Source organism: Bacillus sp. N5-665 (genome assembly GCF_022637375.2).
Taxonomy (GTDB): domain Bacteria; phylum Bacillota; class Bacilli; order Bacillales; family Bacillaceae_G; genus Bacillus_A; species Bacillus_A wiedmannii.
Window position 1 is genome coordinate 1261345 of record NZ_CP093325.1, and the last position, 18525, is coordinate 1279869.

General features: G+C 35.3%; 22 protein-coding genes and 1 pseudogene. 20 read left to right on the top strand and 3 right to left on the bottom strand.

Going from position 1 to position 18525, the window contains the following annotated elements:
• The 13 genes from MNO09_RS08990 (at position 1) to MNO09_RS09050 (ending at position 11714) form a co-directional block, all read left to right on the top strand.
• A complete protein-coding gene (locus MNO09_RS08990) occupies positions 1-1317 on the top strand; it encodes a dihydrolipoamide acetyltransferase family protein (RefSeq protein WP_000257676.1) in 1317 nt (438 codons plus the stop codon).
• A 340-nt stretch (positions 1318-1657) separates the two neighbouring features.
• The gene (locus MNO09_RS08995; protein ID WP_000831203.1) at positions 1658-2836 is read left to right on the top strand and encodes an FtsW/RodA/SpoVE family cell cycle protein; all 1179 of its coding nucleotides are present in this window, start codon (positions 1658-1660) and stop codon (positions 2834-2836) included.
• Positions 2837-2942: 106 nt separating this feature from the next.
• Positions 2943-3647, top strand: a complete 705-nt coding sequence (locus MNO09_RS09000) for a DUF421 domain-containing protein (protein WP_000550955.1) — start codon at positions 2943-2945, stop codon at positions 3645-3647.
• Positions 3648-3716: 69 nt separating this feature from the next.
• Complete coding sequence (locus MNO09_RS09005) at positions 3717-4181, top strand: NUDIX hydrolase (protein WP_002096322.1); 465 nt, start codon at positions 3717-3719, stop codon at positions 4179-4181.
• A gap of 121 nt (positions 4182-4302) precedes the next feature.
• Positions 4303-4710 (top strand): YjdF family protein, encoded by a 408-nt coding sequence (locus tag MNO09_RS09010; RefSeq protein WP_000366595.1) that lies wholly within the window; start codon positions 4303-4305, stop codon positions 4708-4710.
• Positions 4711-4852: 142 nt separating this feature from the next.
• Complete coding sequence (locus tag MNO09_RS09015; protein ID WP_002008492.1) at positions 4853-5266, top strand: BrxA/BrxB family bacilliredoxin; 414 nt, start codon at positions 4853-4855, stop codon at positions 5264-5266.
• Positions 5267-5518: 252 nt separating this feature from the next.
• Positions 5519-6298: a transporter substrate-binding domain-containing protein gene (locus MNO09_RS09020; protein WP_000735469.1), complete on the top strand. Its 780-nt coding sequence runs from the start codon at positions 5519-5521 to the stop codon at positions 6296-6298.
• 36 nt (positions 6299-6334) lie between these two features.
• On the top strand, positions 6335-6994 hold the full coding sequence (locus MNO09_RS09025; protein WP_001046922.1) for an amino acid ABC transporter permease: 660 nt from the start codon (positions 6335-6337) through the stop codon (positions 6992-6994).
• Complete coding sequence (locus tag MNO09_RS09030) at positions 6987-7709, top strand: amino acid ABC transporter ATP-binding protein (protein WP_000590214.1); 723 nt, start codon at positions 6987-6989, stop codon at positions 7707-7709. The genes MNO09_RS09025 and MNO09_RS09030 overlap by 8 nt, the downstream gene beginning before the upstream one ends.
• 344 nt (positions 7710-8053) lie before the next feature.
• Positions 8054-9472: an RNA-guided endonuclease TnpB family protein gene (locus MNO09_RS09035; RefSeq protein WP_241043315.1), complete on the top strand. Its 1419-nt coding sequence runs from the start codon at positions 8054-8056 to the stop codon at positions 9470-9472.
• 324 nt (positions 9473-9796) lie between these two features.
• Positions 9797-10765 (top strand): aromatic acid exporter family protein, encoded by a 969-nt coding sequence (locus tag MNO09_RS09040; RefSeq protein ID WP_000472675.1) that lies wholly within the window; start codon positions 9797-9799, stop codon positions 10763-10765.
• 15 nt (positions 10766-10780) lie between these two features.
• Entirely contained in the window at positions 10781-11341 is a 561-nt protein-coding gene (locus MNO09_RS09045) for a L,D-transpeptidase (RefSeq protein WP_001146549.1), read from the top strand.
• A gap of 133 nt (positions 11342-11474) precedes the next feature.
• Positions 11475-11714, top strand: a complete 240-nt coding sequence (locus MNO09_RS09050) for a DUF3894 domain-containing protein (RefSeq protein WP_000281162.1) — start codon at positions 11475-11477, stop codon at positions 11712-11714.
• Positions 11715-11791: 77 nt separating this feature from the next.
• Here MNO09_RS09050 and prli42 read toward each other — a convergent pair whose 3' ends face one another.
• Positions 11792-11884 carry a stressosome-associated protein Prli42 gene (gene prli42, locus MNO09_RS09055; RefSeq protein WP_000549038.1) on the bottom strand — a complete coding sequence of 31 codons (93 nt, stop codon included), beginning with the start codon at positions 11882-11884 and terminating at the stop codon, positions 11792-11794.
• A gap of 189 nt (positions 11885-12073) precedes the next feature.
• Between prli42 and MNO09_RS09060 the strand changes: the two genes are divergently transcribed.
• The gene (locus tag MNO09_RS09060; RefSeq protein ID WP_033657628.1) at positions 12074-12619 is read left to right on the top strand and encodes a GNAT family N-acetyltransferase; all 546 of its coding nucleotides are present in this window, start codon (positions 12074-12076) and stop codon (positions 12617-12619) included.
• 127 nt (positions 12620-12746) lie between these two features.
• Positions 12747-13865 (top strand): tripeptidase T, encoded by a 1119-nt coding sequence (locus tag MNO09_RS09065; RefSeq protein WP_000609806.1) that lies wholly within the window; start codon positions 12747-12749, stop codon positions 13863-13865.
• Between the two features lie 44 nt (positions 13866-13909).
• Here MNO09_RS09065 and MNO09_RS09070 read toward each other — a convergent pair whose 3' ends face one another.
• A complete protein-coding gene (locus MNO09_RS09070; RefSeq protein WP_000843272.1) occupies positions 13910-14110 on the bottom strand; it encodes a hypothetical protein in 201 nt (66 codons plus the stop codon).
• A 143-nt stretch (positions 14111-14253) separates the two neighbouring features.
• Here MNO09_RS09070 and MNO09_RS09075 point away from each other — a divergent pair, with 143 nt between their 5' ends.
• Positions 14254-15492: a DNA polymerase IV gene (locus MNO09_RS09075; protein WP_001208847.1), complete on the top strand. Its 1239-nt coding sequence runs from the start codon at positions 14254-14256 to the stop codon at positions 15490-15492.
• A 90-nt stretch (positions 15493-15582) separates the two neighbouring features.
• Positions 15583-15660: pseudogene (locus tag MNO09_RS31000) on the top strand (DNA polymerase IV); the annotation flags it as partial.
• Between the two features lie 89 nt (positions 15661-15749).
• On the opposite strand, the gene MNO09_RS09080 reads toward MNO09_RS31000, so the two are convergent.
• Complete coding sequence (locus MNO09_RS09080) at positions 15750-16001, bottom strand: DUF3932 family protein (protein WP_000656495.1); 252 nt, start codon at positions 15999-16001, stop codon at positions 15750-15752.
• A gap of 189 nt (positions 16002-16190) precedes the next feature.
• On the opposite strand from MNO09_RS09080, the gene rnz reads away from it, so the two are divergent.
• The 3 genes from rnz (at position 16191) to sdaAB (ending at position 18518) form a co-directional block, all read left to right on the top strand.
• Positions 16191-17114: a ribonuclease Z gene (gene rnz, locus MNO09_RS09085; protein ID WP_000397450.1), complete on the top strand. Its 924-nt coding sequence runs from the start codon at positions 16191-16193 to the stop codon at positions 17112-17114.
• Between the two features lie 561 nt (positions 17115-17675).
• Positions 17676-17813 carry a hypothetical protein gene (locus MNO09_RS09090; RefSeq protein WP_164083070.1) on the top strand — a complete coding sequence of 46 codons (138 nt, stop codon included), beginning with the start codon at positions 17676-17678 and terminating at the stop codon, positions 17811-17813.
• Between the two features lie 45 nt (positions 17814-17858).
• Complete coding sequence (gene sdaAB, locus MNO09_RS09095) at positions 17859-18518, top strand: L-serine ammonia-lyase, iron-sulfur-dependent subunit beta (protein ID WP_000877441.1); 660 nt, start codon at positions 17859-17861, stop codon at positions 18516-18518.
• Positions 18519-18525 lie beyond the last annotated feature (7 nt).

Consider the following 18525-nt stretch of genomic DNA (forward strand, 5'->3'; position numbering starts at 1 on the left):
ATGGCTGTAGAAAATATCACAATGCCTCAGCTCGGGGAGAGCGTTACAGAGGGTACAATTAGTAAATGGCTCGTTAATGTTGGCGATCACGTAAACAAGTATGATCCGCTTGCAGAAGTAATGACTGATAAAGTAAATGCTGAAGTACCATCTTCTTTCACTGGTATTGTGAAAGAATTAATCGCTGGTGAAGGTGAGACGTTAGCTGTAGGTGAAGTAGTTTGTGTTATTCAAGTAGAAGGCGCAGATGAAGTAGCAGCGACAGCTGTTGAGGAAAAAACAAAAGAAGAACCAAAGGCAGAAGTAGCTACGCCTGAAAAAGCACCGAAAGCAAAACAACCAACTGATGGAAAACCACGTTTTTCACCAGCTGTTTTAAAACTTGCAGGTGAGCATAATGTTGATTTAGATTTAGTAGAAGGTACGGGAGCAAATGGCCGTATCACTCGTAAAGATATTTTAAAGCTAGTGGAATCTGGAAATATTCCGCAAGCAGGTGCGAAGAAAGAGGAAGCGGTAGCAGCAGTAGTAGAAGCGCGTCCAGAAGCACCAAAAGCAGCGCCAGTAGCACAAAAAGTAGAAGCTGCAAAACCAGTTTCTGTACCAACAATGCCTGGCGATATCGAAATTCCAGTAACAGGTGTGCGTAAAGCAATTGCAGCGAACATGTTACGTAGTAAACACGAAGCACCACATGCTTGGATGATGATTGAAGTAGATGTGACAAACCTTGTGTCATACCGTAATTCAATTAAAGGTGATTTCAAAAAGCGCGAAGGCTTTAATTTAACGTTCTTTGCTTTCTTCGTAAAAGCAGTAGCGCAAGCGTTAAAAGAGTATCCTCAAATCAATTCAATGTGGGCTGGCGATAAGATCGTTCAGAAGAAAGATATTAATCTTTCTATCGCTGTTGCAACAGAGGACGAACTATTTGTACCAGTAATTAAACACGCGGATGAGAAGACGATTAAAGGTATCGCTCGTGAAATTACAGAGCTTGCAGGAAAAGTACGTACGAAATCGTTAAAAGCGGACGAAATGCAAGGTGGAACATTTACAATTAATAACACAGGATCATTTGGTTCTGTTCAATCTATGGGTATTATTAATTACCCACAAGCGGCTATTTTACAAGTTGAATCGATTGTAAAACGCCCAGTAATTATGGATAATGGTATGTTCGGTGCTCGCGACATGGTTAACTTATGTTTATCACTTGATCACCGTGTACTAGATGGCTTAATTTGTGGTAAGTTCTTAGGACGTGTAAAAGAAATTTTAGAAAATACGTCAGAAAATAATACATCTGTATATTAATAAAAAGCTCGCTTATGCGAGCTTTTTATCATCTTATTTCTTCATCTACATCCTACTATATGTATAATATCTTCCCCAGTAATCTTACAATGAACGATTATGTATTAGGAATTTATGAAAATACATTGCTGATATATGGTATATGGATATAAAATAAGAAAAGAATAATTTTTTTGGCAAATCTTACTGACGAAACTGTAGTATAATATATTGTATTGTATGAAAAAGAGAGTTATTCTATATAAGTGTTTTATAGATAATGTGTAATCAGTCGTCAAAACATGAAGAATGTTGACTCCTGGTTTTTTATTTTGCTGTAACAATGTTTCAGGAGGATGTCATGAAAAGAAGTACCGAGTTTCTAAAAAGTTTAGATGTAAAATTAATATTAATTTTGTTAGCATTATGTGTTACAAGTATAGCTGCTATATATAGCAGTCAGCAAACTGGCCAATATGGAGAGGCAAACTTTGCGATGAAACAGGGTTTGAACTACATAATTGGAGTTGTATTGTTATTGCTTGTTGCAAGCATCGACTTAGATCAATTACAAAAATTATCTTGGCCACTTTATATCGTTGGATTTGGTTCACTTATTCTTTTGAAAATACTACCGGTTTCCACTTTCACACCTGAAAAATTAGGTGCAAAAAGATGGTTTGTATTTCCGTTAGTTGGACAAATTCAACCATCTGAGTTTTTCAAAATTTCATTGCTTCTCGTAGTAGCAAGTATAGCAGTGAAACATAATGCACAGTATATGGCAAGGACATTCCAAACGGATTTACAATTAGTAGGTAAAATTGTGTTAGTATCCCTCCCGCCTATGGCTGTTGTATATAGCCAACCGGATACAGGGATGGTGTTCTTATATGCTGCTGCAATTGCATGTATTTTATTTATGTCAGGTATTCAGAAGAAATTGATAGCGTTATGTACAGTTATTCCAGTCACCATATTATCTACGTTAATATTTATTTACGTAAGGTATGAAGATTTCTTCTTTAATAAGTTAGTTACGTTACTAAAACCTCACCAACAATCACGTATTTTAGGTTGGTTAGATCCATTCGAACATACAGATCAAGGTTATCAAACACAGCAATCGATTTTAGCTGTAGGTAGTGGCGGTATGGAAGGGAAAGGATTTGGCGAAGGGAACGTCTATATCCCTGAGAAGCATACTGACTTTATTTTCGCTACAATTGCCGAAGAAGGTGGATTTATCGTAGCAGCGTTAGTTGTATTCTTGTTCCTATTATTACTATATCGAACAATTATTATCGGTTATTCTGCTGATAATTTATTCGGTACATTATTATGTGCTGGATCAATCGGAATATTAACGGTTCAAATATTCCAAAACATCGGTATGATCGTTGGATTAATGCCTGTAAAAGGGATTGCATTACCGTTCTTATCATATGGGGGGAGTTCCTTGTTCTCGAATATGATTATGATGGGTCTCATATTATCCGTACGAAAAACGTATAAAAAGTATATGTTTTCCGTCAAGTAAAAAAGCTGATTCGTTTAAAAACGAATCAGCTTTTTTACATATATGCTCTTAAACGTTGCAAACTAAAACAAAGTAGCAGTTTGAGACGGGTAAGGAGTGTAAAGTGATGCATATGCATATTTTTGAAGGGGCACGGCATCTTTCTAATAGTGAATGGGTTATTCGGGCTATTATAGCATACATATTTTTAATATTAGTTGCGAAAGCGATGGGGCAAAGGTCCATCGCACAACTTCGTTTTTTAGATGTCGTATTAGTGTTATTGCTTGGTGGGAATATTTCTAACGCATTATCTGATGAAAAAGTGGGATTACTCGGTTCGATGATTACAACGTTCATACTCGTTGTACTTCACATTATAAGCTCAGTTCTAATGTTGAAATGGGATAGATGGAGACGCTTTTTAGAGCCAGCACCTATTATTCTTATACACAATGGTTTCATTGATTTTAGCAATTTGAAAAAAGCGAGAATTACTGTGGAATATTTATTTTCGGAACTTCGTATGCGAAATGTGAGCGATATTCAGACGATTAAATTAGCACTATGGGAAGCGAGCGGTGTTGTTTCTATATTTCGGTATCCAGAATACGAAGCAGTCTCGCGGCTGGATCTGAAAGTAGCGGGAAAAAAATCTCCAGTTTCTTTTATATTAGTAAAGGATGGGAGGATTCAGCAAGATGTTCTAGCTTTATTAGGAAAAACAGAAGAGTGGGCGAAAGAGTTTTTAGAGAAGAGTGCGGAAATCGAATCCATTATGTTAGCTACAGTGGATGAAGCGCATAAAATAAATATTTTGTTAAAAAAATGAAAAATATACGCATTTTGTCTTTTCATACATATGATACAATAGTGTGGACAACGAAAAAGGAGGGATACGATGGGATATGTAGAAGAATTACGAAAAATAGTTGGTCATCGCCCTTTAATTTTAGTTGGTGCTGTTGTACTCGTTATAAATGAAAATGGATATGTATTACTACAGCAACGAACAGAGCCGTACGGAAAATGGGGGCTGCCTGGTGGGCTCATGGAACTTAGTGAATCACCAGAAGAAACAGCTTACCGGGAAGTATATGAAGAGACAGGAATAAAAGTGAAGAACTTACGATTAATTAATGTATTTTCTGGAGCGAACTATTTTACAAAATTAGCAAACGGTGATGAATTTCAATCTGTAACGACCGCTTATTATACAGATGAATACGAAGGGGATTTTGTTATGAATAAAGAAGAAGCGGTTCAGCTTAAATTTTTTCAAGTAACAGAACTACCTGACTATATTGTAGGATCTCATAAAAAAATGATTGTTGAATATATGAAGATTATGGAAAAAAAGATATAATAATAGTGAAAGAAATACAAAAACACAGCTCTGGTTGGTAGTCCAGACGCATGATTTTATGTCAGTAACCTTCCCCTCCGGGATGTCCAGTATTTCTAATTTTTTAAAGGAGGGGCTGTCAATGGATTTGACAGTATATCACGATGGTCAATTTTTCGTAGGAATTATTACATGTAAAGAAAAAGGGAAGTTGTATGGAGCAAGGTATATTTTTGGAACGGAACCTTCAGACGAAGAAGTGCTTATATTTGTGAACGGTTCAATGTTAGCGTATTTTCAGCACTTTGCAAAATGTGGTGTGGAAGTGAAAGAAAAACAGCGTCCAAAAACTATAAAGCGGATTATACGACAAGCAGCAAAAGAAGTAAATGTAAACCGTTTTACTAAGGCGCAAGAGGCAATTAGCTTATCTTATGAACTGCATAAACAAGAAAAGAAAGTGCAGTCTAAAGAGAAGCGAGAAGCTGAAAAACAAAGAAGACGCTTAATTAAAGTACAAAAAGCAAAGCAAAAGCATCGTGGCCATTAAAAAAGGTGTTAGAGCAAGAGCTCTAACACCTTTTCTATACCCAAATACAAGTAAACTTACTTGTATTTCATAAACATTAACTGGTAAGATACAAATAGGTAGTTTTAGAGGAGGGAAAAGATTGATTAATTTTAACTTTTTTATGAATGATGTTGTCCGCCAAGCGCGTGAAGAGATTGTCTCTGCTGGATATACAGAATTGACGACGCCGGAAGCAGTAGAAGAAGCGTTTAAAAGAAATGGAACAACACTTGTAATGGTAAACTCTGTATGTGGTTGTGCAGGTGGTATTGCTCGTCCTGCTGCTGCGCATTCCGTACATTATGATAAACGTCCTAACCATCTTGTAACGGTGTTTGCAGGTCAAGATAAAGAAGCGACAGCAACAGCTCGTGAATATTTCGAAGGATATCCACCTTCTTCTCCATCATTCGCTTTATTAAAAGATGGAAAAATTGTAACGATGGTAGAACGTCATGAAATTGAAGGTCATGAACCAATGCAAGTTATTGCAAAACTACAATCTTATTTCGAAGAGAATTGTGAAGAACTATAAATATAAGCGAAAAGGCGGTACGTCCACAATGAAGTGGATGTACCGCCTTTTTTTATTTAGTATTAAAATTTATGGGACATGCATAGTTTTGTTATTTTATGCAACATTTTATACATACCGAACGGTGTTTGTATTGATATTTTATTTATTTTTATTTTATATATTGCATAAAAATTAAAGTGCTGATACAATACAAACATCGAATAAATATTCTATTAAACTTTTAAATATACATTATTAGGGGGAAGAAAGATGAAGAAGTTATTATCAATATCGTTTGCACTTATTTTAATTGTAAGTATGTTCAGTGCTTGTAGTAATGGGGAAGAAAAGGCTAGTGGAAAAAATAAGAAAGTACTGGTTATGGGGACTTCAGCAGATTATAAACCATATGAATACGTAGAAGCTTCAAAAAGTGATGAAATTATCGGCTTTGATGTTGATGTTGCTAAATATATCGGAAAAGAACTTGGTTATGAAGTGAAAGTGAAAGATATGGATTTTGGTGGTTTATTAGCATCCCTTAGCTCAGGAAAAGTTGATTTCGTAATGGCAGGTATGACGCCAACGGCAGAGCGTAAAAATAATGTTGATTTCACAGATATATATTTTGTTGCGAAAAACATGGTCGTTTCTAAAAAGGATTCTAATATTCAATCTGTAGAGGATTTAAAAGGGAAAAAAGTAGGGGTACAAACAGGATCTATCCAAGAAGAGAAAGCAGCAGAATTTAAAAAACAAGTAGATTTCAAAGTTGAGGGACGTGACCGTATACCAGAAATCGTACAAGAAATTAAAGCTGGTCGTTTTGAAGCTGCAATTATAGAAGACACAGTTGCTAAAAATTATTTAGAAAAAATGAAAGAATTACAAGGAATTGAAATTAAAGAAGCACCAGAAGAAGTAGGAGCAGCAATTGCCCTTCCGAAAAACAGTGATAAAACAGCAGAATTTAATAAAGTAATTAAAAAAATGCAAGAAAATGGAGAAATGGATAAATTAGTGAAGAAATGGTTTGGCAGCGAAAAATAAGCTGCCTTTCACTTTTCTGTGAGGGGAATGAAAAGAATGAACTTAGATTTTTCGGCGATTACGCCTTCGATACCATATATTTTAAAAGGGCTAGAAGTTACTTTAAAAATTGTAGCAGTATCAGCGTTAGTTGGGTTTATTTTAGGAACGTTATTAGCGCTTTGCAAAATTGCTAGAATACGAGCATTAAATATAGCGGCAGATTTTTATACATCAATTTTCCGTGGTACACCACTTGTATTGCAATTAATGATTATTTATTTCGGTGTCCCGCAAATAATTGGTTATGAAATACCAGCATTCGTAGCAGCTGTATTAGCATTTAGCTTAAATTCAGGTGCATATATGTCAGAGGTAATTCGTGCCGGCATTCAAGCGGTTGATAAAGGACAAACAGAAGCAGCGATGGCTTTAGGAATTCCTTACGGGAAAATGATGCGAAATATCATTTTCCCTCAAGCATTAAAAAATATATTACCAGCGCTTGTGAACGAGTTTGCGACACTTACGAAAGAATCGGCTGTAGTAACAGTAATAGGAGCGACCGATTTAATGCGCCGTGCTTACATTGTAGGCGGTGAGACGTTTAAATATCTTGAACCATTACTTTTTGTTGGACTCATTTATTATATGCTAGTCATTATTCTTACATTAGTCGGGAAGGCAATTGAAGGGAGAATGAAGAAAAGTGATTAAAATTGAAAACCTTCATAAATCATTTGGAAAAAACGAAGTATTAAAAGGGATTACAACAACGATTGAAAAAGGGGAAGTAGTAGCAATTATTGGACCGTCTGGATCAGGGAAATCAACATTTTTACGTTGTATGAATGTGCTAGAAGCACCGACAAATGGTCACATTTGGATTGGAACGGAAGAAGTAACGAATCCGAAAACGAATATTATGCACGTTCGTGAAAATGTCGGAATGGTATTTCAGCATTTTCACCTATTTCCTCATATGACTGTATTAGAAAATATTACGTATGCTCCTATCAATGTAAAAGGAGTAACGAAACAAGAAGCTGACAAGAAAGCCGAGAAACTTTTAGAAAAGGTCGGTTTATTAGATAAAAAAGATACGTATCCCAATCGTCTTTCGGGAGGACAAAAGCAACGTGTAGCAATTGCGAGAGCGTTAGCGATGGAACCAGAAGTTATGTTATTTGATGAACCAACATCAGCACTAGATCCAGAGATGGTAAAAGAAGTGTTAGAAGTTATGAAATCATTAGTTACGACAGGAATGACAATGGTGATTGTTACACATGAAATGGGATTTGCAAAAGAAGTAGCAGATCGTGTTCTCTTTTTAGATGGTGGAAAGCTTGTAGAAGATAGTGCGCCAGCAGAATTTTTTGTAGCACCGAAAAGTGAACGTGCGCAACAATTTTTACAAAAAATATTGTAATATGTAAAGGTTGCGTGAATAATAAGTAGAAAAGGATGACATTGTGTCATCCTTTTTTATCCCTTCCGGCAAGAAGACTCCATCTGATTTGTGTTACGGGTGAAACCCAACAATTCAGGTGGAGATGAATTGTCGTCAGAAGGTAGACCAAACACTTTTGTTTCGTTCATAACAATTTTTTGAGGGCGAATATTCCCTCCTTATCTACGATATAATCTGTCGTAAATAAGGAGGGAATATATCGTAAGGCAACGAAATTGGATAATAATCATCATTCGGTCACTTGAACCAAAAGTAATTATGATGAAGACCATGTTCACATTTTGTTCCGTTTCGTTCCAAATATTGATTGGTCAAAAGTAATTAACAATTACAAAATTATTTCTCTAAGAAAGGTGGTGAAACCAATGACTAAAAAGAAAGCAGTGAAAGTATTACGAAAACAAAAGAAAAGAGAAACCCTGCAACGCTTCACGCAGAAACAAAATATCGGACGAGCTTGCCTTACGGCTAAAGAATTTCGTTTACTGCAACGCATGTCGCATAGTTCAAAAGCTTTGCGAAATGTTGGATTGTACATTATTAAACAAAGTTACTTGAACAATAACAAAATGGCTACTGTAAAAGAAGTGGACACTGCCATGCAAGCCGATATGAACTACTCGGGCATGCAATCAAACTCTGTTCAAGCGATTCGTAGAGCCTTATTTACAGAAGTGAAGAGCTTTTTTAAAGCATGGGAACAGTGGAAGAAAAAACCTGAAACCTTCACAGGTCGTCCTAAGTTTCCGAATTATTCTCGTTCAACGGACAAACGAATCATTGAAATCTATCAAGTTCCAAAAGTGGATGATAACGGGTATTGGATGATTCCGATGAATGTTGCATTCAGAAAAAAATTCGGTTCCATTAAAATACGTATGCCTAAAAACTTAAGAAATAAAAAAATCTCCTACATTGAGATTGTACCAAAGCAAAAAGGTCGGTTCTTTGAGGTGCATTACACATATGAAATGCACGTTTCTCAAATGAAGAAGCCATCCACGACTACTAGTAACGCTTTGAGTTGCGATTTAGGTGTAGACAGATTATTAAGTTGTGTAACAAATACGGGTGATACATTCTTAATTGATGGAAAAAAATTGAAATCCATTAACCAGTACTTCAATAAAATGATACGTAATCTACAACAGAAAAATATGGACAATGGAATTTCAAAACGTATTGTAACAAATCAAGTGGCTGCACTTTGGCATAAAAGAGAAAGACAAATAAATGGTTACATTTCACAAACTGTAGGCTTGTTGTTCAAAAAAGTGAAAGCATGTAACATAGATACGGTTGTCGTAGGGTATAACGCTGGTTGGAAACAAAAATCTGATATGGGGAAAAAGAATAATCAAAAATTTGTGCAAATCCCATTTCATAAACTGATTGTAGCGATTGAGAATAAATGTGTAAAAGAAGGTATACGATTTTTAAAACAAGAAGAAAGCTATACTTCAAAAGCTAGTTTTCTTGATAAAGATAGTGTTCCAGCTTGGTCTAAGGATGATAGGACGCATTATCGCTTTAGTGGCAAACGAATCAATCGTGGTCTGTACCAAAGTAGAGCAGGAATATGTATCCATGCTGATATTAATGGTGCATTGAATACATTGCAAAAATCAAAAGTGGTACAATTGGATGACAATCTCAAAGTGAAAACACCGATTCTATTAGAAGTGCAAAAACGTAAGGCTGTTGCTTCGCGCATAGCTTAGTGGGTGAGTCAACCATCCATGTGTACTCGACTTGTCGGGGCTTGTAGCACACGCCGGAGTCATCTGAGTGGTGGCTTCTTCCGCAAGGAAGAATTGCTCTTTTTCGAAAGGGTGGTGCAAGTGGGAAAACGATTGTTCGTTTCTAGTACCAACCAAAAACATACTTGAGGTGTTACTGTAAGGTGGCATGAATGCTAGAGCGTCAACTGTCTAGCGATAGATGAAAAGACCTAGCGTTCTAACTCAAGCCCCACTGAAGCGTTTCATCTCAGTGGGGTAGTTGACACTAACTGTAAATACACTTATACATATAGGAGTAATGATATGTTTAAAATTGGATATCGTACAGTAAAAACAGCAATAGGGACAGGTGCGGCAGTTTTTATTGCGCAGTTATTAGGATTAGAATTTTATAGTTCAGCGGGCATTTTAGTTATATTATGTGTACAAAATACGAAACGTAAATCACTTCAAGTATCGCTACATCGTTTTTTAGCTTGTGTATTATCAATGGTATTCGCGTTTTGTATTTTTGAAACAATTGGATATACACCACTTGCAATTAGTATATTATTACTTACATTTATTCCGACTGCAGTTATGCTCAAAATTCAAGAAGGTATTGTCACGAGTTCAGTTATTGTGATGCATCTATATTCATTGAAACAAATTACATGGCTTATTGTTGGGAATGAAATTGCGATATTAACGATAGGAATTAGCGTGGCTTTATTAGTGAATATGTATATGCCAAGTAGTGAAAATAAGCTAAAAGAGTATCAGGATACAATAGAAAGTAACTTTAAAACAATTTTGTTTGAAATGGTCGTGTATTTACGAAACAGAGAAAGTAGCTGGAGCGGGGCAGAACTTATTGAAACTGAAAATATGCTAAATGAAGCAAGGGATTTATCGTTTAAGAAACTTGAGAATGCATTTATGCGAGAAGATGGCTATTACTATCGTTATTTTAATATGCGCATGCAACAATTCGAAATTTTAGAACGGATGATACCATTAGCAGCTTCTTTATCATGGACATATGAACAAGCTGATATGATTGCGGATGTGGTTGAAAACATTGGAAATGCTATTAGCCCTGAGAGTACTGGGGTTATTTCCTTAAGACAGCTTCAAGAAATGAGAGAATTATTTAGAGACATGCCATTGCCCGTTACACGTGAAGAATTTGAGATACGTGCGAAGCTTGTTCAACTTGTGTATGAAATGGAACAATATTTACTCATTAAAAGCCGTTTTAAGGGAAAGGATAATATAAAAGAACTTATATAGAAGGTAGGAATTATTATGCCGTATCTTCTCTCTTTCATATTATGTCTTTCTTTATCGCCTATTTGGCCTCTTGGTGATAATCCACGTGCCGGAGATCCTTTTATTATTGTAAATAAAGCGACGAATAAACTAGCTTATATTGACGATGGAAAGATTCAAAAGGTTTTTCCAGTAGCGACAGGGAAAACAAATGAATTAACTCCAGAGGGAACTTTTGATGTTGTAATGAAAGCAAAGGATCCGTATTATATTGCGAAGGATATTCCAGGTGGGTCACCGAAAAATCCACTTGGGTCAAGGTGGATTGGATTTAATGCAAGAGGAACTGATGGAAGTAAATATGGAATACATGGAACAAACCAACCTAGTTCAATTGGAAAGTATATTTCACAAGGATGTATAAGAATGAAGAAAAACGATGTGGAGTATTTATTTGATCGCATTCCAATTGGAACGAAAGTATGGATTGTGAAGTCGAAAAAATCATTTCAGCAATTGGCAAAACAAAAAGGAGCCATTGCATATGAAAAAGCCAACGAAAAGGTTGGCTTTTTCTATTGTAATAAGTTGTCTTGACATGTGTACATAACCATGAGTTAATGAGAGTATAGAAAGATAAAGTGAAACTTTAATTAGTGGGAGGTTTTTTACCCGCGGATTATCAGCCCTCACCAATCGGGATAAAAAATTAGATAAAGGGGTTGCTCATATGTACTTGAATCCAAAAATTTCGTATATGCAATTTTTTATGGGATTTCTATTTGTTATTACATTCATATTGGCAACTTTTAATATATGTTCTTATCTTGTAGCAATTGTATGTATGGCATTACTCAATCTTACTTTTGTTATTGGAGCATTTCAGCAGAAACAATATACAAGTTTTATAACAGCACTTGTAATGTCATTTTCCTTTAGTATTGTAGCGATTGTGCTTTATATAAAATAAACCATCTCGATATCGAGATGGTTTATTTTATTATGTTATGTGTAAAAAGTAAAAAAAGGACGAACAGATCGTCCTTTTTACCAAAACATACTTGCGCCAGCAAGTAATGTTGTTACAAGCATAGAAATTAGCATTACATAAATCATAACTTTTTGAGCTTTTTTATGCATCGTTAAACCTCCTTGCAAATCAGTACAATATCATTGTAACGAGAAATGATATTGTGGACAAGGGGAGAGAAGTGACAAAATTCGAGAAGTGCGTGTAAAGTATAACAGGAAATTTGTATGTATGTAGAGAATATATAATAATGATAGAGTATAATTTTTTTGTTATGCAAGCTGAAGAATGGAGATACGATGATGAAAATATATGAAACAAATCGTTTACATTTAAGGGAAATTGATGAGTCGTATGCTGAAAAAGTTCTTCAATATTACGACAGAAATCGTGAATTTTTAAAAGCTTGGGAAGAGTATAGACCGGATGATTTTTTTACGTTAGATTATCAGAAGAAAAAGTTACAAAAGGATAGAAAAGAGTTTGCAGAAGGTAAAATCATCAGGCTTTGGATTTTTAAAAAGGGTGATGATACAAAAATTATCGGGTGTATCTCATTTAATCTAATCGTTCGCGGTATTTATCAATCTTGTGTGCTCGGCTATAAATTAGATAAGGCAGAGTTGAATAAAGGTTACACGACAGAAGCGCTTAGGAAAGCTATTCAAGTTACTTTCGAAGAATTTCAGTTACATCGTATAGAAGCACCAATTATGCCACGAAATTTAGCATCTATACAAGTAGTGACGAAGATAGGCTTTCAATATGAGGGCGTGTCTAGGAAGATGTTAATGGTAAATGGAGTATGGGAAGATCATATGCGCTGGGTATTGTTAAATGAGTAATAGAAAGCAGATGGTTATCTAGACATATAAACCGTCTGTTTTTTGTCTTGTATTTCGAAACTTTTGCGAAATTCTGTTATAATTAATAGTGTTACATACATAATGGTAGTGCAGGAGGCGCAGTCTTATGATTAATCAAGAACGTTTAGTAAATGAATTTATGGAATTAGTACAAGTAGATTCTGAAACGAAATTTGAAGCAGAAATTTGCAAAGTATTAACAAAGAAATTTACAGATTTAGGTGTAGAAGTATTTGAAGATGACACAATGGCTGTTACTGGGCATGGTGCAGGTAATTTAATTTGTACTTTACCAGCAACAAAAGATGGTGTTGATACAATTTACTTTACTTCTCATATGGATACAGTAGTTCCTGGTAATGGAATTAAGCCTTCTATTAAAGATGGATATATCGTATCAGATGGTACTACGATTTTAGGTGCGGATGATAAAGCTGGATTAGCATCAATGTTCGAAGCAATTCGTGTTTTAAAAGAGAAAAACATCCCTCATGGTAAAATTGAATTTATTATTACAGTTGGAGAAGAATCTGGTCTTGTTGGTGCAAAAGCATTAGATCGTGAGCGCATTACAGCGAAATACGGTTACGCATTAGATAGCGATGGAAAAGTTGGTGAAATCGTTGTTGCAGCTCCAACACAAGCGAAAGTGAATGCAATTATTCGTGGGAAAACAGCTCATGCTGGTGTAGCACCAGAAAAAGGTGTATCTGCAATTACTATCGCAGCGAAGGCAATTGCGAAGATGCCACTTGGTCGTATTGATTCTGAAACAACTGCAAATATTGGACGTTTTGAAGGTGGTACACAAACAAATATCGTTTGCGATCATGTACAAATCTTTGCAGAAGCGCGTTCTTTAATCAATGAGAAAATGGAAGTACAAGTTGCGAAAATGAAAGAGGCATTTGAAACAACTGCAAAAGAAATGGGCGGTCAAGCAGACGTTGAAGTAAACGTTATGTATCCAGGATTTAAATTTGCTGATGGCGATCACGTTGTAGAAGTTGCAAAACGTGCAGCTGAAAACATTGGTCGTACACCTTCTCTTCACCAAAGTGGTGGCGGAAGTGATGCAAACGTAATTGCAGGACACGGTATCCCAACAGTTAACTTAGCGGTTGGTTATGAAGAAATTCATACAACAAACGAAAAGATTCCTGTTGAAGAATTAGCGAAAACAGCAGAATTAGTTATAGCAATTATTGAAGAAGTAGCGAAGTAATGTAATAGAAAAAGCGTGTAAATCACAATTGATTTACACGCTTTTTATTTTGATTCAATTGCTTTTACAAGGCGGATCAGCCAATATAAGAAAATCCATGGCAATATATAAGTTGTTGCTATATGTACTAGGCGAGGGAAGAACCCAAACGTATTAATATTAAAAATAGGAAGCAGTAAATAATTAATGGCTATGAGTAATATAATCACAAGGAACGTATAGTTGAGTTTATTAGTTGATTTCATCATAATCACCCCTTTTTGTGATTTTATACATTTTATGTAAATTATATCAAATGTATAAAAGGAAAAGAATAAGCAATTATTATAACTATTATGCAAAATTTGATATAATGAAAGAACGAACGTTCTGATTAGGAGTGAGTATTATGCGAGAAATGTATCCGAAAAATGGTCGTGTTATTTTGCATGTAGATATGAATTGTTTTTTCGCATCTGTTGAAATTGCTCATGACCCATCATTACAAGGGAAGCCGTTAGCAGTTGCCGGGAATGAAAAAGAAAGAAAAGGAATTATCATAACATGTAGTTATGAGGCAAGAGACTATGGAATACGTACAACGATGCCTCTTTGGGAAGCAAAAAGGTTATGCCCGCAATTAGTTGTAATGCGTCCTAATTTTACATTATATCGTGAAGCTTCATTTCAAATGTTTCAAATTCTTTCCCGTTTTACGGAAAAAATACAACCAGTCTCTATAGATGAGGGGTATTTAGATATTACAGATTGCTACGCACTCGGTTCACCTCTTGAAATAGCAAAGATGATTCAGCAGGCGTTATTAACAGAGTTACAACTTCCATGTAGCATCGGAATTGCTCCAAATCTTTTCCTAGCAAAAACAGCTTCTGATATGAAAAAGCCTCTCGGTATTACGGTGCTTCGAAAACGAGATATTCCAGAAATGATTTGGCCACTTCCGGTTGGAGCGATGCATGGAATTGGAGAAAAAACAGCTGAAAAATTAAATGATATTCATATACAAACAATTGAGCAGTTAGCAAAAGGAAACGAACATATCATTCGCGCTAAAATTGGAAAGCATGGTGTTGATTTACAACAGCGGGCAAAAGGTATGGATGATAGGGAAGTTGATCCGAGTCAAATGGGACAACATAAAAGTGTCGGTAATTCGATGACTTTTTCAAAGGATATGGATGAAGAGAAAGAATTACTTGATATGTTAGAACGGCTATCAAAATCAGTGAGTAAAAGATTACAAAAGCGAACTCTTGTCAGCTATAATATTCAAATTATGATTAAATATCATGATAGGCGGACAGTAACGCGGAGTAAGCAACTGAAAAATGCCATTTGGGAAGAACGAGATATTTTTCAGGCAGCCTCTCGTTTATGGAAGCAACATTGGGACGGTGATTCCGTTCGTTTATTAGGTGTTACAGCTACTGAAATAGAGTGGAAGACAGAATCGGTGAAACAATTAGATTTGTTTTCATTTGAAGAAGATGCGAAAGAAGAGCCGCTACTTGCTGTCATCGATCAAATTAATGATAAGTATGGAATGCCGATTTTACAACGAGGTAGTCAATTATTACGTAAGCAAGAAAAGTCTTTTCAGCAAAAGTTAGAAAATAAGTTTATGTAGAAGGTGTCATGACGTAGTAAATATCATGACACCTTTTATTTTTACAATTAACTATGAAATTTTTTACTATAAAGTTTTTATAGAAAATAAATTGTTTCTTTTGCACTACAAGCAAAAGAATTATTTAATAAATAAAGTGAAAGGATAAATTTAGATGAATTTGATTGAAGTATGTATACAAATTTTTGGACGGAATATGCCGATTTGCTAAATAAGTATAAATAAAAAGCACTGTAACCAGTGCTTTTTATTATAGATTATGAGATTGTAGCATTTTCAAAAATAACAATTTCTGAACTGTTTGTTGTTGAAACGCGTTGTGCGTAATATGTTAAAGCTGAAGAAATATATGTTGGTAATGAATCATTTGTATGTGTTGTTGTATATTCATGGATTAATTCTTTCAAAGTCGTCCATTCTAATTGTGCTGGGTGATCAGACACGAAAGAACTTACCCAGCGATCAAATGAAGATGAAAAATCAGTTTGTAAACGAAATGCTTCTTTCATAATAAAACGCTCCCTTAAAATGTAGTATAATCATTTTAGCATAAAACACGAACAATTGCTAAGGTTTTCGAGTATAACGTTCGTGTTATATAGTTGTCTAGATGATTGGTTATGTAAATTCGATTTGCCATTTGAAATAACATTCCGTAAGATGAAAGGTAGATTATATAAAGAGCTGGAGGAAAGAAAGTGGAATTTGTATTTTTAGGAACTGGTGCAGGTGTTCCTTCGAAAGGAAGGAACGTTTCGGCAATTGCTTTGCAATTGTTAGAAGAACGAGGACAGACTTGGTTATTTGATTGTGGCGAGGCGACGCAACATCAAATATTACATACATCAGTACGCCCACGCCGCATTGAAAAAATATTTATTACGCATTTACATGGTGATCATATTTTTGGCTTGCCTGGTTTATTAGGAAGCCGTTCATTTCAAGGAGGGACTACACCTTTAACAGTGTATGGACCAAAAGGAATTAAACAATTTATTGAAGTGGCATTATCAGTCAGTACGACACATGTAAAATATCCACTTGAAATTGTGGAGATAACAGAAGAAGGTACTGTATTTGAAGATAATGAATTTCACGTGGAAACGAAAAGATTGTCACACGGTATTGAATGTTTTGGGTATCGTATTGTAGAGAAAGATATACAAGGTGCTCTTTTAGTCGATAAATTGCTGGAGATGGGTGTGAAACCGGGCCCGCTCTTTAAACGTTTAAAAGATGGAGAAGTAGTTGAATTAGAAAATGGTACGATATTAAATGGAAAAGACTTTATTGGCCCACCTCAAAAGGGAAGAATTATTACCATTTTAGGTGATACAAGATATTGTGAAGCGAGTAGAGAGCTGGCACAAGACGCTGACGTACTTGTTCATGAAGCAACTTTTGCAGCAGAAGATGAACAACAAGCGTATGATTATTTTCATTCCACATCTAAGCAAGCTGCGAGTATTGCACTTCAGGCAAATGCAAAACGATTAATATTGACTCATATTAGTTCTCGTTATCAAGGGGATACATATAAGGAATTATGGAAAGAGGCAAGAGAGCTATTTTCTAATACAGAAATAGCTACGGACTTAAAAATTTTTCCGGTAGAAAGATAATAATGGTGTGAAAAAATGGTGACGAAAGGTTGCCATTTTTTTATTTCTAAAAAAATTTTAAAATAAAACTGTTATCATTTTATGTTTATATTGGATGGAACAGAAAGTTTTAATGATGTGAAGAGATGGGATAAAAATGCATAGTACCGATTGTTTAGAAAAACTGTTATATAAGTCAGACGACATACGAGTGGTACAAATAGCAAAAACAGATCGTTATTCAGAACTTTTAAAATTCATTAAAAGTAAGCGTTTTATTAAAAGCGAGCTATAATGAGGGCAGATCAAAATTTATTGTAGGCTACATGCATTTTAGCCATTTGTCGTAATAAGTGAAGTTGACTAAATCGTGAGAGAGCAACATGGAATTTATAATAGGAAAGATATTACTATTATTTGTATGAAGTCTTTTTTTACTTTTTAGCCTTAAAGCACTAAAAGGTATGAAAGCAATGGGCGTTTCACTTGTTTATGCTATCCTTGTAAGGGGTTCTGTGTTAAACTTTGGATTGCTACCAGACTTTATTCTGGATTAGCTTATATTATTTTTAAATGAAGGTAATGCTAAGTTTCTTATTTATTATGATAATTGGTATTATTTCAGGATATATTGCTTCACTGTTATTCAAAAACTATCCAATTCGTATAGCGGAACAAATTCGTCGTACAACTGGAAAAGCAACCGATTCGGTAGCTTAATAGAATAGTAAAAAATTTTTGCATAGAGGTTTAGGGGGAGTTATGATGAAGTATCGCTCAGTATTTGATATTATTGGTCCAGTTATGATTGGTCCATCAAGTTCACATACAGCAGGCGCAGCAAGAATGGGGCAAGTTGCTCGCCAGCTGTTTCGTCATGAACCAGAAAGAGTAAGCATTTCATTATATGGATCATTTGCAAAGACGTATCGAGGGCATGGTACGGATGTAGCATTGATCGGTGGAATATTAGGGTTTGAAACAGATGACTTACGTATTCCAGAGGCGCTAGACATAGCAAAAGAGCGCAAAATCGAAGTAGAATTCATTGAAGAAGATGCAAATGCACCTCACCCAAATACAGCGAGAATTCGTTTGTATAAAGGTGAAGAAGAAATTGAAGTTGTTGCTTGCTCAATTGGTGGCGGTAAAATTGAAGTTGTAGAATTAAACGGATTCGATCTTCAATTAACAGGCACGAGTCCAGCACTACTTATTGTAAATAACGATCGCTTCGGTGCTATTGCAGCAGTAGCTTCAATCCTTGCGAAACATGAAATTAACATTAGTACAATGAGTGTTTCTCGTAAAGAAAAAGGAAGAAGAGCGCTTATGGTTATCGAAACAGATGAATTATTAGCAGATGAAGTGATTGAAGAAATAAACGCGCAACAAAATATTTGTCAAGTAACTATTATGGAATAATTGCAGG